General features: G+C 71.5%; 14 protein-coding genes. All 14 read left to right on the top strand.

The window, feature by feature from the left end; translation table 11 throughout:
• The first annotated feature begins 12 nt into the window (after nt 1–12).
• The 14 genes from WHN02_RS26080 (at nt 13) to WHN02_RS26015 (ending at nt 17,948) form a co-directional block, all read left to right on the top strand.
• A complete protein-coding gene (locus WHN02_RS26080) occupies nt 13–1,647 on the top strand; it encodes a fucose isomerase (RefSeq protein WP_434741282.1) in 1,635 nt (544 codons plus the stop codon).
• Nucleotides 1,647–3,146, top strand: coding sequence for an FGGY-family carbohydrate kinase (locus WHN02_RS26075; RefSeq protein WP_434741281.1), 1,500 nt, complete (start codon nt 1,647–1,649; stop codon nt 3,144–3,146). The genes WHN02_RS26080 and WHN02_RS26075 overlap by 1 nt, the downstream gene beginning before the upstream one ends.
• Before the next feature lie 128 nt (nt 3,147–3,274).
• The gene (locus tag WHN02_RS26070; protein ID WP_434741280.1) at nt 3,275–4,519 is read left to right on the top strand and encodes a deoxyguanosinetriphosphate triphosphohydrolase; all 1,245 of its coding nucleotides are present in this window, start codon (nt 3,275–3,277) and stop codon (nt 4,517–4,519) included.
• A gap of 60 nt (nt 4,520–4,579) precedes the next feature.
• Nucleotides 4,580–5,437: a siderophore-interacting protein gene (locus WHN02_RS26065; RefSeq protein WP_434741279.1), complete on the top strand. Its 858-nt coding sequence runs from the start codon at nt 4,580–4,582 to the stop codon at nt 5,435–5,437.
• 91 nt (nt 5,438–5,528) lie between these two features.
• The gene (locus tag WHN02_RS26060) at nt 5,529–7,202 is read left to right on the top strand and encodes a BCCT family transporter (RefSeq protein ID WP_434741278.1); all 1,674 of its coding nucleotides are present in this window, start codon (nt 5,529–5,531) and stop codon (nt 7,200–7,202) included.
• A 132-nt stretch (nt 7,203–7,334) separates the two neighbouring features.
• Nucleotides 7,335–9,209, top strand: a complete 1,875-nt coding sequence (gene dnaG, locus WHN02_RS26055) for a DNA primase (protein ID WP_434741277.1) — start codon at nt 7,335–7,337, stop codon at nt 9,207–9,209.
• 12 nt (nt 9,210–9,221) lie between these two features.
• Nucleotides 9,222–9,758: a hypothetical protein gene (locus WHN02_RS26050; RefSeq protein WP_434744077.1), complete on the top strand. Its 537-nt coding sequence runs from the start codon at nt 9,222–9,224 to the stop codon at nt 9,756–9,758.
• A gap of 67 nt (nt 9,759–9,825) precedes the next feature.
• Entirely contained in the window at nt 9,826–10,758 is a 933-nt protein-coding gene (locus tag WHN02_RS26045; RefSeq protein WP_434741276.1) for an ABC transporter ATP-binding protein, read from the top strand.
• Between the two features lie 3 nt (nt 10,759–10,761).
• A complete protein-coding gene (locus tag WHN02_RS26040; protein ID WP_434741275.1) occupies nt 10,762–11,559 on the top strand; it encodes an ABC transporter permease in 798 nt (265 codons plus the stop codon).
• 9 nt (nt 11,560–11,568) lie between these two features.
• Nucleotides 11,569–12,378 carry an ABC transporter permease gene (locus WHN02_RS26035; RefSeq protein ID WP_434741274.1) on the top strand — a complete coding sequence of 270 codons (810 nt, stop codon included), beginning with the start codon at nt 11,569–11,571 and terminating at the stop codon, nt 12,376–12,378.
• Nucleotides 12,379–12,463: 85 nt separating this feature from the next.
• Nucleotides 12,464–13,717, top strand: coding sequence for a YihY/virulence factor BrkB family protein (locus tag WHN02_RS26030; protein WP_434741273.1), 1,254 nt, complete (start codon nt 12,464–12,466; stop codon nt 13,715–13,717).
• 360 nt (nt 13,718–14,077) lie between these two features.
• On the top strand, nt 14,078–15,256 hold the full coding sequence (locus tag WHN02_RS26025; RefSeq protein ID WP_434744076.1) for an ROK family protein: 1,179 nt from the start codon (nt 14,078–14,080) through the stop codon (nt 15,254–15,256).
• Entirely contained in the window at nt 15,253–16,821 is a 1,569-nt protein-coding gene (locus WHN02_RS26020; RefSeq protein ID WP_434741272.1) for a sugar ABC transporter ATP-binding protein, read from the top strand. Before WHN02_RS26025 ends, WHN02_RS26020 begins: the two co-directional genes overlap by 4 nt.
• On the top strand, nt 16,818–17,948 hold the full coding sequence (locus WHN02_RS26015) for an ABC transporter permease (protein ID WP_434741271.1): 1,131 nt from the start codon (nt 16,818–16,820) through the stop codon (nt 17,946–17,948). The genes WHN02_RS26020 and WHN02_RS26015 overlap by 4 nt, the downstream gene beginning before the upstream one ends.
• Nucleotides 17,949–17,974 lie beyond the last annotated feature (26 nt).

Here is a 17,974-nt window from a genome sequence, read left to right as displayed (position 1 = left end):
GAGGAGCCTCTCGTGAGCAGCTACGCCTTTCCCGAGTTGACCGAACAGCCCCAGGCCGAGGCCGGGGTGGTCTGGACCGTCGCCAGCGGCGACCTGCGGCTGAGCGCCAACGTCACCTGTTGGCCCACCCAGCGGCAGTTCGAGGCCGACCTGGAACGGGCCGTCACCTCGCTGGGCCACCGGGTCCACCGGGCCCACCCGGTCGACGAGGAGGCCGGCCACGGCTTCATCGCCAGCCAGCGCCAGGGCATCGAGGTGTTCAAGTCGATCCCGCCGGACGCCCCGCTGATCGTCGCCGAGGCGGTCTGGCAGTACAGCCACCACGTGCTGGCCGGTCTGCGTACCCACCGGGGGCCGATCCTGGTGGTGGCGAACTGGAGCGGCGAGTTCCCCGGCCTGGTCGGCCTGCTCGGGCTGACCGCCAGCCTCACCAAGGCGGGGGTCGAGCACTCCATCCTGTGGAGCGAGAAGTTCACCGACGACTGGGCGCTGTCCCGGCTGCGTACCTGGCTGGAGACCGGGAAGCTGGAGCACGACCAGAGCCACGTACGGGACCTGCCCGCCCTGCCGGACACCGACGAGGTACGCCTCGGTCGGGCCCTGGCCACCCAGCTCAAGCGGGACAAGGCCATCATCGGGGTCTTCGACGAGGGCTGCATGGGCATGTACAACGCCATCATCGACGACGAGCTGCTCAACCCGCTGGGCATCTTCAAGGAGCGGCTGTCGCAGAGCGCCCTGGTCGCCGAGATGAACAAGGTCACCGACGCCGAGGCCCAGGCCGTCCGGGACTGGCTGGACGCCGCCGGGCTGACCTTCCACACCGGCACCGACGAGGCCACCGAGCTGACCGACGCCCAGCTGCACAGCCAGTTCAAGATGTACGTCGCCGCACTGCGGATCTCCGACGACTTCGGCCTGGACGCCGTGGGTATCCAGTACCAGCAGGGCCTCAAGGACGTGGTCCCCGCCAGCGACCTGGTCGAGGGGCTGCTCAACAACGTCTCCCGGCCGCCGGTGCGCAGCCGTGACGGGGCCCGGGAGCTCTACGCCGACCAGCCGTTGCCGCACTTCAACGAGGTCGACGAGGGGGTGGCCGTGGACTCGCTGGTCACCAACCGGATCTGGACCGCGATGGGGCTCGACCCGGCGACCACCCTGCACGACATCAGGTGGGGCGAGGAGTACGACGGTCGGTTCGTCTGGGTCATGGAGATCTCCGGTTCCGTACCGGCCTCGCACAACGGCGGCTACGACAAGAGCTGGAGCATGCGGCAGCCGCCGATGTTCTTCCCGCTCGGCGGCGGCACCCTCAGCGGGGTGTCCAAGCCGGGGGAGATCGTCTGGTCCCGGGTCTTCATCGCCGACGGTGTCCTCCACGTCGACCTGGGCCGGGGCACCGCCGTCGAGCTGCCCGCCGAGGAGACCCAGCGTCGCCTCGACGCCACCAACCCGCAGTGGCCGATCATGCACGCGGTCCTGCACGGCGTGGACCGGGACCAGCTGATGGGCAGGCACAAGGCCAACCACCTCAACGTGGTGTACGCCCCGGACGCCGCCACCGCCGACAAGGCCCTCGCCGCGAAGGCCGCCCTCTTCGCCGAGCTGGGCCTGGTGGTGCACCTCTGCGGCGAGGTGGACCTGTAGTGGAACCGCTGCTGATCGGCATCGACCTGGGGACGGGGAGCAGCAAGGGGGTGCTCACCGACGCGCAGGGCACCGTGGTGGCCACCGCCGTACGCCCCCGGCCCCGGTCGATGTCGCTGCCCCGACCCGGGTGGGCGGAGGTCGACGCCGAGGCGGTCTGGTGGGGCGACGTGACGTCCATCGCCGTCGAGCTGAGCGCCGCCGCCCAGGGCGCCCCGATCGCCGCTGCCTGTGTCAGCGGGGTCGGCCCCTGCCTGGTCCTCTGCGACGAGCAGGACACCCCGGTCCGACCGGCGATCCTCTACGGCATCGACATGCGGGCCACCGCCGAGATCGACGAGCTGACCGACAGGTACGGCGCCGACGAGGTGCTGCGCCGTGGCGGCACCCCGATCACCAGCCAGGCGGTCGGCCCGAAGGCGCTGTGGGTCCGCCGCCACGAACCGCAGGTGTGGGCGAACGCCCGCCGGTGGTACAACTCCAGCTCGTACGTGGTGCGCAAGCTGACCGGGGAGTACGTCCTCGACCACCACACCGCCAGCCAGTCGGTCCCCCTCTACGACATCGAGGCCCGGGACTGGCACCGGCCCTGGTACGACGAGATCATGGCGGACCTGCCGGCACCGAGGCTGGCCTGGTCGGCCGAGGTGGTCGGCGCGGTGACCCCGGCGGCTGCCGAGGCGACCGGACTGCCGGTGGGCACCCCGGTCTGCGCCGGGACCGTCGACGCCTGGGCGGAGTCGGTCAGCGTCGGGGTCCGCCGTCCCGGCGACCTGATGCTGATGTACGGCTCCACGATGTTCTTCGTCCAACAGTTGGAGGGCGTCGCCCGGCACCCGCAGCTGTGGAACACCGCCGGGGTGGCCCCGGACACCTACTGCTTGGCCGCCGGGATGGCCACCTCGGGCAGTCTGACCAGTTGGCTGCGGGACCTGGTCGGGGAGGTGCCGTTCGAGACCCTGGTCGCCGAGGCGGCGCAGGTGCCGGCCGGCGCCGACGGGCTGCTGATGTTGCCGTACTTCGCCGGGGAGCGCAGCCCGATCTTCGACCCGGACGCCCGGGGGGTGATCGCCGGGCTGACCCTCCGGCACGGCCGGGGTCACCTGTTCCGGGCCGTCTACGAGGGCATCGCCTTCGGGATCCGACAGATCCTGGAACTGCTGGACACCCCGGAGAACCCGGTGCGTCGGCTGGTCGCCGTGGGCGGCGGCACCCAGGGTGGACTCTGGACGAAGATCGTCAGCGACGTCACGGGTCGGGAGCAGGAGGTGCCGACGGTGACCATCGGGGCCGCCTACGGCGACGCCCTGCTGGCCGCGGTGGGGGCCGGGCTGGTCGCCCCGGACACCGACTGGACCCGCCCCGGGCAGGTGGTCCGACCCGACCCCTCCGTCCGGGACACCTACGACACCCTCTACGCCGGCTACACCAGCCTCTACACCGACACCCGGTCCCAGGTGCACACCCTCGCCCGCCTGCAGGGAAGGGACCCCTCCTAGCGGGGAATGACCGCAGCCGGCCCCTCGGGACGTGCCCCGACGGCGCGAACCCCCGGGGGCGGCTGCGGTACGGTGCACCTCGAAGCGCCCTCGGGCGGTACCGCCGACGAGGCCGAGGGGTGATCATCGTGACCCGTCCGGCCGATCCGCCGGAGGCGCAGCGGTGGGTCGTCGAGCCGCCCAAGGACAGCGGTCACGGCCGGTCGGCGTACGAACGGGACCGGGCCAGGGTGCTGCACTCGGCGGCGTTCCGCAGGCTCGCCGCCAAGACCCAGGTGCACACCGCCGGCACCGACGACTTCCTGCGTACCCGGCTGACCCACTCGCTGGAGGTGGCGCAGATCGCCCGGGAGATGGGGGCCCGGCTGGGCTGCGACCCGGACGTGGTGGACACCGCCGGACTGGCCCACGACCTGGGGCACCCGCCGTTCGGGCACAACGGGGAGACCGCCCTCGACCTGTTGGCCGCCGGGTGCGGCGGGTTCGAGGGCAACGCCCAGACACTGCGGGTGCTGACCCGGCTGGAGGCCAAGGTCCTCGCCCCGGACGGCAGGTCCGCCGGGCTCAACCTGACCCGGGCCGCCCTCGACGCGACAGGCAAGTACCCCTGGCCGCGCCGACCCGGCGAGCGCAAGTTCGGGGTGTACGCCGACGACCGCCCCGCCTTCGACTGGCTGCGCGAGGGGGTCCCCGACCCGACCCGGCGCTGCCTGGAGGCGCAGGTGATGGACTGGGCCGACGACGTGGCGTACTCGGTGCACGACGTGGAGGACGGTGTGCACGGCGGGTACGTCACGCTGCGTCCGCTGCTCGTCGACCCCGTCGAGCGGGCCGCGCTCTGCGCCGACGTCGCCGCCGTGTACTCCGGGGAGAGCGTCGACGACCTGGCGGCGATCCTGGTCGACCTGCTGGCCGACCCGGCCCTGTCCCGGCTGGCCGACTACGACGGCAGCCACCGGGCGCAGGTGGCACTCAAGGACACCACGAGCCTGCTGACCGGCCGGTTCGTGGCGGCGGCGGTGGCCGCCACCCAGGACCGGTACGGCCCCGGCCCGCACCGCCGGTACGCCGCCGACCTGGTCGTGCCGAATCCGGTACGCGCCCAGTGTGCCCTGTTGAAGGGGATCGCCCTGCGGTACGTGATGCGTCGTCCCGGTGCCGACGCCAGGTACGCCCGTCAGCGGGAGGTGCTCACCGAACTGGTGGCCGCGCTGGTGCGGGACGCCCCGGAGGCGTTGGACCCGGTCTTCGCCCCGCTGTGGCGGGCCGCCCCCGACGACGCGGCCCGGCTCCGGGTGGTGATCGACCAGGTGGCCTCACTGACCGACCGGGCCGCCGTGGCGTGGCACGACCGGCTCGTCGTCGGCCGCTGACCCGCCTCCAGCAGCGGACACGCACTCGGCGGGGCTGGGCGGTTAGGCTAGCCTAACCGCATGACGGAGCGCCTGATCCCCATCACGACCGCCCGGGTGGTACGCACCGAGCGGCCCACCCCCCATCTGGTCCGGCTGGTGCTGGGCGGCGAGGAGCTGGTCGGCCTGCCGGTCGGCGAGTACACCGACCACTACGTCAAGTTGGTGTTCCCGGTGCCGGGGGTGACCTACCCGGACCCGATGGAGTTGAGCGCCGTCAAGCGCGACCTGCCCCGGGAGCACTGGCCCCGGCTGCGGGCGTACACGGTGCGGGCGTACGACCCGGTGGCCGTGGAGTTGACCATCGACGTGGTGCACCACGGCGACGAGGGGCTGGCCGGTCCGTGGGTGGACGCACTGCGCCCCGGTGACCCGGTGTACATGACAGCCCCCGGTGGGGCGTACGCGCCGAGCCCGGAGGCCGACTGGCACCTGCTCGTCGGGGACGAGAGCGCCCTGCCGGCGATCGCCGCGTCGTTGGAGCGGCTGCCCGCCGGTGCCCCCGCCAGGGTCTTCGTGGAGGTCGCCGAGGCGGCCGACGAGCAGCAGTTGACCAGCCCGGGTGCGGTGGAGGTGACCTGGCTGCACCGGGGGGACCGGCCGGTCGGTGAGGCGTTGGTGGCCGCCGTGCGGGCGCTGGACTTCCCGCCGGGGACCGTGCACGCGTTCGTCCACGGCGAGGCCGCCTTCGTCAAGGAGCTGCGTCGACTGCTGCGCGTCGAACGGGGCGTACCGGCGCGGTGGCTGTCCATCTCCGGGTACTGGCGGCGTGGTCTGAACGACGAGGGGTGGCGTTCGACGAAGGCGGACTGGAACCGTCAGGTCGAGGCCGAGGAGGCCGGGGTCCTGGCCGGTGGGGCGTCCACGGCGGGGGTGTAGCCGCAGGTCAGGTTCGGCAATTCTCGACCTGACCCGTTCGAATCTCGATCACGATGGGTATGGGGCGTGCCCATGAGTGAGACGAGTAAACATGACTGAGTCGACAGAGACTGCGGAGCCGACGGAGCCGACCGACTCGGCGGCCCGACCGGGGACGGACCGGCGGCCCGACCCGGTATTGCTGACGCTGAGCATCGTCGGGGTCCTCGCCGTGGTGGCCTGGGGTTTCCTCGGCCGGGACTCCCTGGCGAGCTTCGGCGAGGCCGGGCTGAACTGGGTGATCGACACCTTCGGGTGGTTCTTCGTGGTCTCGGCGAACGTCTTCGTGGTGCTCGCCGTGGTGGTGGCGGCCTCCCGGTTCGGTCGGATCCGGCTCGGCCGCGACGACGAGGAACCGGAGTTCAGCACCCTGGCCTGGATCTCCATGATGTTCGCCGCCGGGATGGGGATCGGCCTGGTCTTCTTCGCCGTCGCCGAACCGATCCAGCACTACGCCGAGCCGCCGCCGTCGGCCGGGGTGGAGCCGCAGACCGGGGGTGCCGCGTCGGCGGCGATGCAGTACACCCTGTTCCACTGGACCCTGCACCCGTGGGCGATCTACGCGGTGGTCGGACTGGCGCTGGCGTACTCGCTGTTCCGCAAGGGGCGGGACAACCGGATCTCGTCGGCCTTCCAGCCGCTGATCGGCGACCGGGTGGAGGGGCCGATCGGCAAGGGCATCGACCTGCTCGCGGTCTTCGCCACCGTCTTCGGCACCGCCACCAGCCTGGGACTGGGGTCGTTGCAGATCGCCGCCGGCCTGAACCTGGTCGCCGGGGTCGAGGAGAGCGACGTGGTCGAGCTGGTGATCATCGCAGCGCTCACCCTCGCCTTCGTCCTCTCGGCCTTCTCCGGACTGCACAAGGGCATCAAGTGGCTCTCCACCATCAACGTGGTGCTCGCCATCGCCGTCATGATCTTCGTCTTCGTCGTCGGGCCGACGGTGTACGTCCTGGAGGTGCTTCCGGCCAGCATCGGCGACTACCTGAGCAACCTGGTCAGCATGTCCACCCGGACCGGGGCCTTCACCGACCACGCCTGGCTCGGCGGGTGGACGATCTTCTACTGGGCGTGGTGGATCTCCTGGGCGCCGTTCGTCGGCACCTTCATCGCCCGGATCTCGCGGGGGCGGACGGTGCGGCAGTTCGTCGTCGGCGTCCTCCTGGTGCCCAGTGGGGCCAGCGCCATCTGGTTCGCGGTGATGGGCGGCAGCGCCCTGCGGGCCCAGGCCACCGGCGCCCGGGACCTGGTCGCCGACGCGGCGGACGGCTCCGAGCAGGCTCTCTTCGGGTTGCTGGAGGTGCTGCCGCTGACCGCTGTCACCAGCGTCCTGGCGATGGTGCTGATCGGGCTCTACTTCGTCACCAGCGCCGATTCGGCCTCCCTGGTGGTCGGCTCGCTGACCTCCCGTGGGGCGTTGCGCCCGCACCGGGTGGTGGTGGTCGTCTGGGGTGTCCTGATCGGGGCGGTGGCGGCGGCGCTGCTGCTCGCCGGTGGGCTGGACGCCCTCCAACAGGCGACGATCATGGTGGCGCTCCCGTTCGTCCTGGCGATGCTCGGACTCGCCGCCGCCATGCTGCGGGACATGTCCCGGGATCCGGCGGTGAACCCGCCGCCGTCGGGGATCCGGCGACGCGGCGTGGGTGAGGCGTTGCGCACCGCCCGCTCCTACGACGAGGAGGACTCCCCTCCGGTCCGTCGCTACCTGCGTAAACGCGACCGCTGACGGCTGTCGATGGTGGGCCCACCCTCGGTGTTCGCAGGGTCGGGCCCGCCCGCGCGTCCGGGGTCGGGGCCCACCCGAGGCGAGCACGATCACCCGAGCAGGGCAGGATGGGGGCCGAGGGGGTGGGGTGCGATGGCTGGGCGGATTCGGGACGAGGACATCGCGCTGGTCCGGGAACGTACCGCGATCGACGACGTGATCTCCGAGACCGTGACCCTACGGTCGGCCGGGGGTGGCAACCTCAAGGGGCTGTGCCCGTTCCACGACGAGAAGAGCCCGTCGTTCAACGTCTCACCCGCCCGTAACGTCTGGTACTGCTTCGGCTGCGGGGCCGGCGGGGACGCGATCAAGTTCCTGATGGACGCCGAGCACCTCAGTTTCGTCGAGTCCGTCGAGCGGCTCGCCGCCCGCTCCGGGATCCAGCTCCGCTACGTGGAGAACGAGCCCGGTTCCGGTCCCGCCCGGCCCCGCGCCCCGCACGGGCAGAAGCAGCGGTTGGTCGCCGCGCACGCCGCCGCCGTCGAGTTCTACCGGGGGCAGCTCACCACCGCCGGGGCCCGTCCCGCGCGGGAGTTCCTGGCCCAGCGCGGCTTCGACCGGGCCGCCGCCGAGCGGTACGGGTGCGGGTTCGCCCCGGACGCCTGGGACCTGCTCACCAAGCACCTGCGCCAGCAGGGCTTCACCCACGACGAGTTGGTCACCGCCGGGCTGTCCCGGCCGTCCCGGTCCGGGTCGCTGATCGACCGGTTCCGCCGTCGGCTGCTCTGGCCGATCCGGGACCTCGCCGGGGACGTGATCGGGTTCGGGGCGCGCAGACTCTTCGACGACGACGACGGCCCGAAGTACCTCAACACCCCCGAGACCCCGATCTACAAGAAGTCCCACGTCCTGTACGGCGTCGACCAGGCCAAGCGGGAGATCGCCAAGCAGGGTCGGGTGGTGGTCGTCGAGGGCTACACCGACGTGATGGCCTGCCACCTGGCCGGGGTGTCGACGGCGGTGGCCACCTGCGGGACCTCGTTCGGCGGGGACCACATCGGGGTGCTCCGTCGACTGCTGCTGGACACCGACGACGTGGCTGGCGAGATCATCTTCACCTTCGACGGGGACGCCGCCGGACAGAAGGCCGCCCTGCGGGCGTTCGAGGACGACCAACGGTTCGTCGGGCGTACCTTCATCGCCGTCAGCCCGGACGGCATGGACCCCTGCGACCTGCGCCTGGCAAAGGGCGACCTGGCCGTCCGCGACCTGGTGGCCCGCCGGGAACCCCTCGTCGACTTCGCACTGCGGCACGTCACCGACCGGTACGACCTGGACACCGTCGACGGCCGGGTGGAGGCGATGCGCCGGGCCGCCCCCCTGGTCGCCATGATCAAGGACCGGGAGAAGCGCGAGGGGTACGGGCGCAGGCTCGCCGAGGAGCTGCTCGGGATGGAGATCGACACCGTGCAGCGGGCGGTCCGGGCCGCCGCCGGTGACTCCCGTGCCGCCCCCGCCCCACCTGCGGACCGCCGCCCGCCGGCGGTGGCGGTCGTGGACAGCCCCCAGTCCCGCATCGAGCGGGAGGCGTTGAAGCTGGCCCTGCAGTATCCGGCGCTGGCCGGGCCGATGTTCGACGCGGTGGAGGCCGGCGACTACCGGCACCCCGTCCACGCGGCGGTCCGGGCCGCCGTCGCCGACGCGGGTGGCACCTCGTCGGCCGCCGCCGGAGCCGTGTGGATCGAGAAGGTCCGCGACGCCTGTACGGACCTGGGCGCTCAGGCGTTGGTGGGTGAGCTGGCGGTGGAGCCGCTGCGCCTCGACGGCGAACCCGATCCCCGCTACGTCGCCATCCAGCTGGCCGGGTTGCAGCGGGGCTCGGTCAACGGGCGGATCCAGGAGCTGAAGTCCAAGCTCCAGCGGATCAATCCGGTCAACAACAAGGACGAGTACTTCGCCCTCTTCGGCGAACTCCTCTCCCTGGAGCAGCACGCCCGTGCCCTCAACGAACAAGCTGCGGGAGGCTGACCTCCGATGGTGCTGGGACTGTTCCGACGCAGGCCGAAGCTCCCCGCCGCCGACCGGCCGCCGCTGGTGACCGACGAGCGGGTGCTGGCCTGGGCGGCGACCGGGGAGGGTCCGGACGGCGGCGTCGTGGTCGCCACCAACCTGGGGCTCTGGCTGCCCGGACGCGAGGAGCGGATGGGCTGGCACGAGATCCTCAAGGCCGCCTGGTCGGGGCGGGAACTGCGGATCACCGCCGCCGACCGGGTCGGGGAACGCGACGGCTACCTGGTGGTGGCCGACCTGCCGATCCAGAGGTTCCTCCTGCTCAGCCCGGGGGAGCTGCCCCACCAGGTCCGGGCCAGGGTGACCAAGTCGGTGGCGTACACCGAACACCACGCGCTGCCCGGCGGCGCGGGCCGGATCGCTGCCCGGCGGGTGCCCGGCGTCGACGGCCTGACCTGGACGGTCCGGTTCGATCCGGGCACCCCCGGTGACGACGAGGCGGTGCTCGCCGAGACCGACCGGCTGGTGGCCGCCGCCCGGGTCGCCACCACCCCCGCCGACCTGTGATCGACCTCGCGGTTTTGCCTGGTCTCCGCCGGGTCGCAGGCGTCCGGGAAGTGACTATGGTCGGGCGGTGACCGACGCACCCCCTCTCATCCACGCCCGGGGCCTGGTGAAGCGGTTCGGCGACTTCACCGCCGTCGACGGCATCGACGTCGAGGTACGCGCCGGGGAGGCGTTCGGCTTCCTGGGACCCAACGGGGCGGGCAAGTCCTCGACCATGCGGATGATCGGGTGCATCTCCCCGCCCAGCGGTGGTGAGCTGCGCATCCTCGGTCAGGACCCGGTCCGGGACGGGGCCGCGATCCGGGCCCGGCTGGGGGTCTGCCCGCAACTGGACAACCTGGACCCGGAGCTGACGGTCCGGGAGAACCTCGTGGTGTACGCCGGTTACTTCGGCGTCTCCCGTCGGGCGGCCCGGGCCCGCGCCGCCGAACTCCTGGACTTCGTCCAGCTGACCGAGCGGGCGGACAGCCTGGTGGAGCCGCTGTCCGGGGGGATGAAGCGGCGACTGACCATCGCTCGGGCGCTCGTCAACGAGCCCGAGATCGTCCTGCTCGACGAGCCGACCACGGGGTTGGACCCCCAGGCGCGACACCTGGTGTGGGAGCGGCTGTTCCGGCTCAAGCAGCAGGGGGTCACCCTGGTCCTCACCACCCACTACATGGACGAGGCCGAGCAGCTCTGCGACCGGCTCGTGGTGATGGACGGCGGCCGGATCGTGGCCGAGGGTGCGCCCCGGGCGCTGATCGAGCAGTACTCCACCCGGGAGGTGGTGGAGCTCCGGTTCGCCGCCGAGTCGCAGGAGGAGTACGCGCAGCGGTTGGCCGGGCTGGGGGACCGGGTCGAGGTGCTTCCCGACCGGGTCCTGCTCTACGTCCACGACGGCGACGCCGCGGTGGCCGAGGTCGAGGCGGCAGGCCTGCGACCGGCCGCCGTCCTGGTCCGCCGCAGCAGCCTGGAGGACGTCTTCCTGCTGCTCACCGGCCGTACGTTGGTGGACTGACAGGTGGACGCCACGAAGTCCCGTACCGGACCGGCCCTGCCCCGGGTGCCGGCGTCGACAGTGCTCGCCTACTACCTGACCAGCTACCGGCGGACCTGGCGGGCCGGGCTGTTCTCCTCGTTCTTCCTGCCGACGCTGATGGTGGTCGGATTCGGGCTGGGGGTCGGCTCCTACGTCGACCAGGGGGTGGACGGGGTGAGCTACCTGCACTGGCTCGTCCCGGGGCTGCTCGCCTCCACCGCCGTGCAGGTGGCGGCCCTGGAGTCGACGTTCCCGGTGTTCAGCGGGTTCCAGTGGTCCAAGATCTATTTCGGTCAGTACGCGGCCCCGCTGCGCGTAGGCGACATCGTCACCGGCCACCTGGCCTTCGTCCTGTTCCGGGTGCTCACCGCCGGGACGGCGTTCCTGCTGGTGACCGCCGCTTTCGGGGCGTTGCGTTCGGTCTGGGCGTTGGCGGTCCTGCCGGTCCTGGCCCTGCTCACCCTCGCCCTGGCCGCGCCGATCTTCGCGTACAGCGCCTGGGCTCCCACCGACACCTACCTGACCATCCTGTCCCGGCTCGCGGTGCTGCCGATGATGCTCTTCGCCGGGGTCTTCTTCCCGGTCGAGTCGTTGCCGGTGGTGCTGCGTCAGTTGGCGTACCTCAGCCCGCTCTGGCACGCGGTGGACCTCTGCCGGGCGGCCACGCTGGGCATCGCCCCGCAGTGGTCGATCCCCGGTCACCTGCTCTATCTCGCCGGGTGGGGGCTGGGCGGCTGGTTCCTGGCCTGCCGGGCGTTCCGCCGTCGACTCGTCATCTAGGAGGCGGTCATGGTCGCTCTCGTGCTGCCCCGGCTGGTGGCCGCCCAGGCCGTGGCCCGCCGGTCGGCCTCGGTCGCCGGACGCAACGTCGCGGCGTTCAAGCCGGTCTACTGGGTGCTGGTCGCCGCCGGACTCGTCGAGCCGATGCTCTACCTCTTCTCCATCGGTGTCGGGGTGGGGAACCTGATCGGGGATCTCACCCTGCCGGGCGGGCAGGTCGTCGCGTACGCCACCTTCGTCGCACCGGCGATGTTGGCCGCGTCGGCGATGGCCGGGGCGCTGGCCGAGACGACCTTCACCTTCTTCGGCAAGATCAAATACCTGAAGCTGTACGACGGGATGATCGCCACCCCGATCCGCCCCTTCGAGATCGCCCTCGGCGAGCTGGGCTGGGCGATGCTGCGCGGGACGGTCTACTCGGCGGCCTTCCTGGTGGTGATGGTGGCGATGGACCTGACCACCGTGCCGCGGGCCCTGGTCGCCCTGCCGGCCGCGGTCCTCGTCGGTTTCGCCTTCGGTGCGCTCGGCCTGGCCGTCTCGACGTTCCTGCGAAGTTGGCAGGACCTGGACCTGCTCGGGTCGGCCCAGTTCGCCCTGTTCCTCTTCTCCGGCACGTTCGTGCCCGCCCAGGCGTACCCGACGGTGCTGCACTGGCTGGTCGAGGTGACCCCGCTCTACCGCGCCGTGCACCTGATCCGGGACATCTCGATCGGCACCACCGGGTGGGGTTCGCTGCTCGACGTGGCCTACCTGGTGGCGGTCACGGCGGTGGGGCTGCTCGTCGCGTCCCGCCGAATGGGTGCGGTGCTCTACCGCTAGCGGGTCACCTCCGACCGTCGGAGGGTTACCAGGCCAGGCCCGGGGGCACATCGGGGTTGAGAACCGCGATACCCAGGGAGGACCGATGGCTGCCGACGAGTCTGCCGCCCGTGACCGGGCCGGCGCGTCCGCCGACCCGTCCGCCGACGAGTCGGTCATCCGTGACCGGGCCGACGCCGACGAGGGCGGGTCGGTCGATCGTGACCGGGCCACCGCCGACGAGGGCGGGTCGCACGTCCGCGACCGGGCCGCCGCCGATGACCTGTCGCACGTCCGGGACGGGTCCGGCGGCACCGCCGCCGGGTCGGCGGTCCGCGACCGGGACGCCGCCGACTCGTCGGCCGGGACGGGGCACGGGAGGACGAACCGTCCGGTCGGCCCGGACGACGGTCCGGACAGTCCGACAGACCTGTCGGGGACCGGCTGGAAGGCCACCCTGCGCCGGACCGTCAAGGAGTTCTCCGAGGACGGGCTGACCGACTGGGCGGCGGCGCTGACCTACTACGGGGTGCTCAGCATCTTTCCCGGCATGCTGGTGCTGGTGTCGCTGCTCGGCCTGCTCGGGCCCGGTGCCACCCAGGGGGTCCGGGACACCGTGGAACAGGCCGTCCCGGAGGAGAACATCCGGCAGATCATCGACGCCGCCATCAGCCAGGCCCAGCAGAACGGCGGGCTGGCCGGTGTCGCCGCGGTGATCGGTCTGGTCGGTGCCTTCTGGTCCGCCTCGGGGTACATCGCCGCCTTCATGCGGGCCTCGAACGCGATCTACGACGTGCCGGAGGGGCGGCCGATCTGGAAGACCCTGCCCATCCGGGTCGGGGTCACCGCGATCATCGGCGCCCTGCTGCTGGCCAGCGCGGTGATCGTGGTCTTCACCGGGCGCTTCGCCGAGCAGGTCGGGTCGGCGATCGGCCTCGGTTCGACGGCCGTGGCGGTCTGGGACGTCGCCAAGTGGCCGGTGCTCCTGGTGCTGGTCAGCCTGATGTTCGCGATCCTCTACTGGGCGTCGCCGAACGCCCGGCACGGTGGGTTCCGGTGGGTCAGCCCCGGCGGGGTCCTGGCTGTGGTGATCTGGCTGGCGATCTCCGGGCTCTTCGCCCTCTACGTGAGCAACTTCGGGTCCTACAACAAGACGTACGGTGCCCTGGCCGGTGTGATCATCTTCCTGGTCTGGCTCTGGCTGAGCAACATCGCGATCCTGCTCGGTGCGGAGTTCGACGCCGAACTGGAACGCAGTCGGGCCATCGCCGCCGGACACGACCCCGACACCGAGCCGTACGTCGAGCTGCGCGACGACCGCAAGTTGCGCAAGAAGCGCAACACCCCGCCCCGCCGGTAGGGGAGCGACGGTCGTCTCCGCCGGCGGGCGCGAGGGCACCTCGCCCCGGCCGGTAGGCGCGGCGGTCGCCGTCGAGGGTCCGGCGCGAACCCTGGCAGATGCCGACATCCCGGGTACGCGCCGGGCCCATCAACCCCACCAGATGCCGCAAAACGCGTTGATCATGTACCCCTTGCAGGGAAAACCTGACGGGCCGCAACTCTTTCCTTGATCCACTTTTAGCTTTTGCTTGTTCGGACAAAAGTTTGGATCAGATTGGTCGAAGCTCTGGACAGGGCTCACCGAAGGCTCCTACTGTGTCGAGCACAACACGTCGACGTTTCGTCGATGTGACAGGCACATGGTGTGGAGGTGAGCCCGGTGCGGTCGGAGGATCCTCTGCACGTACGGCTTCTGCGGTTGCTTCGCGACGAGGGTGCGGTGTCCCGGGCCGAGCTGGGGGACCGGCTGTCGATGCCCCGCCCCCGACTCCTGGCCGAGCTGGAACGACTCGTCGCCCTCGGATACGTCGCCGAGGCCGGACTCGCCGCCTCCCGGGGCGGCCGACGCTCCACTCTCGTCGAGTTGAACCCGCAACTGCGGTTCGCCGCCGTGGACCTGGGGGCCAGCTCCATCGACGTCGAGGTGGTGGACGGTCGACTGGAGACGGTCGCCGCGTACGCCGAGACCGCCGACATCCGCTCCGGCCCGAAGGTGACCCTCCAGCGGGTCAACGAGCTGCTGCACAAGGCCCGGGTCGACGGGGCGTACGAGCGGCTGCACGCCGTCGGCGTCGGGGTCCCCGGACCGGTGAGCTTCCGCGACGGCGTCCCGGTCTCCCCACCGATCATGCCCGGCTGGGACCGGTTCCCGGTCCGGGAGCTGCTGACCCGGGAGCACGGGTGCCCCGCAGTCGTCGACAACGACGTCAACATCATGGCCGTCGGGGAGCGGCACGGCGGGGTCGCCCACTCCGTCGACGACTTCCTCTTCGTGAAGATCGGCACCGGAATAGGGTGTGGCATCTTCCTCAGCGGTGAGGTGTACCGGGGCACCGACGGATGCGCCGGCGACATCGGGCACATCCAGGTCGACTCCCACGGCCCCACCTGCTCCTGCGGGAACGTCGGCTGCCTGGAGGCGCTGTTCAGCGGTGCCGCGATGGCCAAGGACGCGACGATGGCCGCCCGCAGCGGCACCTCACCCGCGCTGGCCGAGCGGCTCCAGCTGCGCGGCGTGGTGACCGCCCTCGACGTCGCGGAGGGCGCCGTCGAGGGGGACGTGACCTGCATCAACCTGATCCGGGACGGGGGTCGACGGGTCGGCGGGGTGCTCGCCGGCCTGGTCAGTTTCGTCAACCCCTCGATGATCGTGATCGGCGGTGGTCTCGCCCAGCTCGGCCACATCCTGCTGGCCGAGATCCGCAGCGTGGTCTACCGCCGGTCGCTGCCCCTGGCCACCGGCAACCTCCCGGTGGTCCTGTCCGAACTCGGCCCACGGGCCGGTGTCGCGGGAGCAGCGGTGCTCGCCAGTGACGTCGCCTTCGGGGAGGCATCATGAGTCAACCTTCCGAACCCCTGGTCGAGGCCCCCGCCGACGTCGTCGACGGCGAGGTGGTCCTGCGACTGACCGACGTGGTCAAGACCTTCCCCGGCGTACGGGCGCTCGACGGTGTGCAGTTGGAGGTACGCGCCGGTGAGGTGCACTGCCTGCTCGGGCAGAACGGTGCCGGCAAGTCCACCCTGATCAAGGTGCTCGCCGGGGTGCACCGCCCCGACTCCGGGCAGGTCGAGTGGCGCGGCGAGCCGGTCGCCTTCGCCAACCCCCAGGCCGCCATGCGGGCCGGGATCGCCACCATCTACCAGGAACTCGACCTGGTGGAGGACCTGTCGGTGGCGGAGAACGCCTTCCTCGGCCACGAACCGAAGGTCGCCGGTTTCGTCCGCCGGGGGCACATGGCGGGGCGCACCCGGGAGATCCTCACCCGGTTGGGGCACGGGGAGATCCCGCCGGGCCGGATGGTGCGGGCGCTGCCCGCCGCCGGTAAGCAGGTGGTCAGCATGGCCCGGGCGCTCTCCCACGAGGCCCGACTGATCATCATGGACGAACCCAGCGCGGTGCTGGCCCACGACGAGGTCGGCAACCTGTTCCGGATCATCCGGGAGCTGACCGCCCAGGGGATCGCCGTCATCTACATCTCCCACCGGATGGAGGAGATCAGGGAGATCGGCGACCGGGTCACCGTCCTCAAGGACGGCCGGACCACGGCGGCGAACCTCCCGGCCCGGGACACCCCCACCCGGGACCTGGTCAGTCGGATGACCGGCCGGACCATCGAGTACGTCTTCCCCGAGCGCCCGGCCGCCGAACCGGCGGCCGAGGAGCTGCTCACCGTGGACGGCCTCACCCGCGACGGCGAGTTCCACGACGTCTCGCTCAGCGTCCGGGCCGGGGAGATCGTCGGCATCGCCGGCCTGGTCGGGTCCGGCCGGTCGGAGCTGATGGAGACCATCTTCGGTGCCCGACGGGCCGACGCCGGCACGATCCGGATGGACGGCCGGGCACTGCGCCCGGGCAGCGTCGGCGCGGCGGTGAAGGCCGGGATGGGCATGGCCCCGGAGGAGCGCAAGAGCCAGGCGCTGCTGCTCGGCGAGCCGATCTACCGCAACGTCACCCTCGCCACCTTCAGCCGGTACGCCCGCCTCGGGTTCACCGACGTCGGCAGGGAGCGGGCGGAGGCCGACCGGATCGCCGACAACCTGGAACTGCGGCCCCTGGACGTCAACCGGGCCGTCCGCACCCTCTCCGGCGGCAACCAGCAGAAGGTGGTGGTCGGGCGTTGGCTGCTCGGCGGCACCAGACTGCTGCTGCTCGACGAACCGACCCGGGGTGTGGACGTCGGTGCCCGCGCCGAGCTGTACCAGGTGATCCGGGAACTGGCCGCCCAGGGCGTCGGGGTGCTGCTGGTCTCCAGCGAGGTTCCCGAGGTGCTGGGCCTCGCCGACCGGGTGCTGGTCATGCGGGAAGGCCGCATGATCCGCGAGGCCCCGGCCGGCGAACTGGACGAAGACACAGTGCTCGACCTCGTCATGGCGGGGTCCTTGATGGAAGGCGTACGAACATGAGTGAGGAGGCCCCCACCTCCACAGCCACATCGTCGCGTTCGGCCGACCTGCCGGCGCAGTCCCCACCCGTCGACCCGGCCGAGACCCACGCGGCGGCCGGCAAGGCCGCCACCGCCCCCCGCCTGTCCTGGTGGAGCGGGGACGGGGGCGAGGGTGCCAAGCGCAACCTCGGCCTGATCGGGGTGCTGGTGGTGCTGGTCATCATCGGTGTCGCCACCCGCCCCGACCTCTACTCCGACTCCACCTGGGTGTGGGGGAACTTCCTCACCATCCTCAAACTCGCCTCGGTCGTCGGCGTGGTCACGGTGGGCATGACCTTCGTGATCATCGGCGGGGGGATCGACCTCTCCGTCGGTGCGATCATCGCGCTGTCCGGGGTGTGGGCCACCACCCTCGCCACCCAGAGCTTCGGCGCCGGCGGCATGATCTTCACCGCGGTCACCGTCGGTGTGGCGGTCGGCCTGGTCAACGGCATCCTGATCTCGTACGGCCGGCTGGTGCCGTTCATCGCGACACTGGCCATGCTGGTCGCCGCCCGAGGTCTGGCCGCCGAGATCTCCGGCAAGCAGACCCAGGTCTCCAACAACACCTTCATCAACGACATCGCGGCGAACAGCCTGCTCGGCATCCCGCTGCTGGTCTACATCCTGGTCGCGGTGGTCCTCGGCGGCTGGATCCTGCTCAACCGGACCACCTTCGGCCGTCGTACCGTGGCGGTCGGGGGCAACCCGGAGGCCGCCCGGCTCGCCGGCATCAACGTCAAGCGGCACACGGTCCTGCTCTACGCCCTCTCCGGCCTCTGCTGCGGCATCGCCGCCATCATGCTCACCGCCCAGGCCACCTCGGCCCAGGCGGCGATGGCCAACCTCTACGAACTCGACGCGATCGCCGCGGCGATCATCGGCGGCACGCTGCTCAGCGGCGGCCGGGGCACCATCGTCGGCTCGCTGCTCGGCGTGCTGATCTTCTCCACCATCACCAACCTGTTCGCCATCAACGGACTCTCCACCGAGGCGCAGAACATGGTCAAGGGCGGCATCATCGTCGCCGCGGTGCTGATCCAGCAGGTGCAGTTCGGCAGCCTGGGCAAGTTCCTCGCCCGCAACCGCGGCACGCAGACCTCCTGACCATCCCCCTCGCCCCGTCCCCACCC

The sequence above is a fragment of the Micromonospora sp. SH-82 genome, from assembly GCF_051132485.1.
Classification (GTDB): domain Bacteria; phylum Actinomycetota; class Actinomycetes; order Mycobacteriales; family Micromonosporaceae; genus Micromonospora.
The sequence above is the reverse complement of the archived record's forward strand: the minus strand, read 5'-3'. Positions and strand labels throughout refer to the sequence as shown.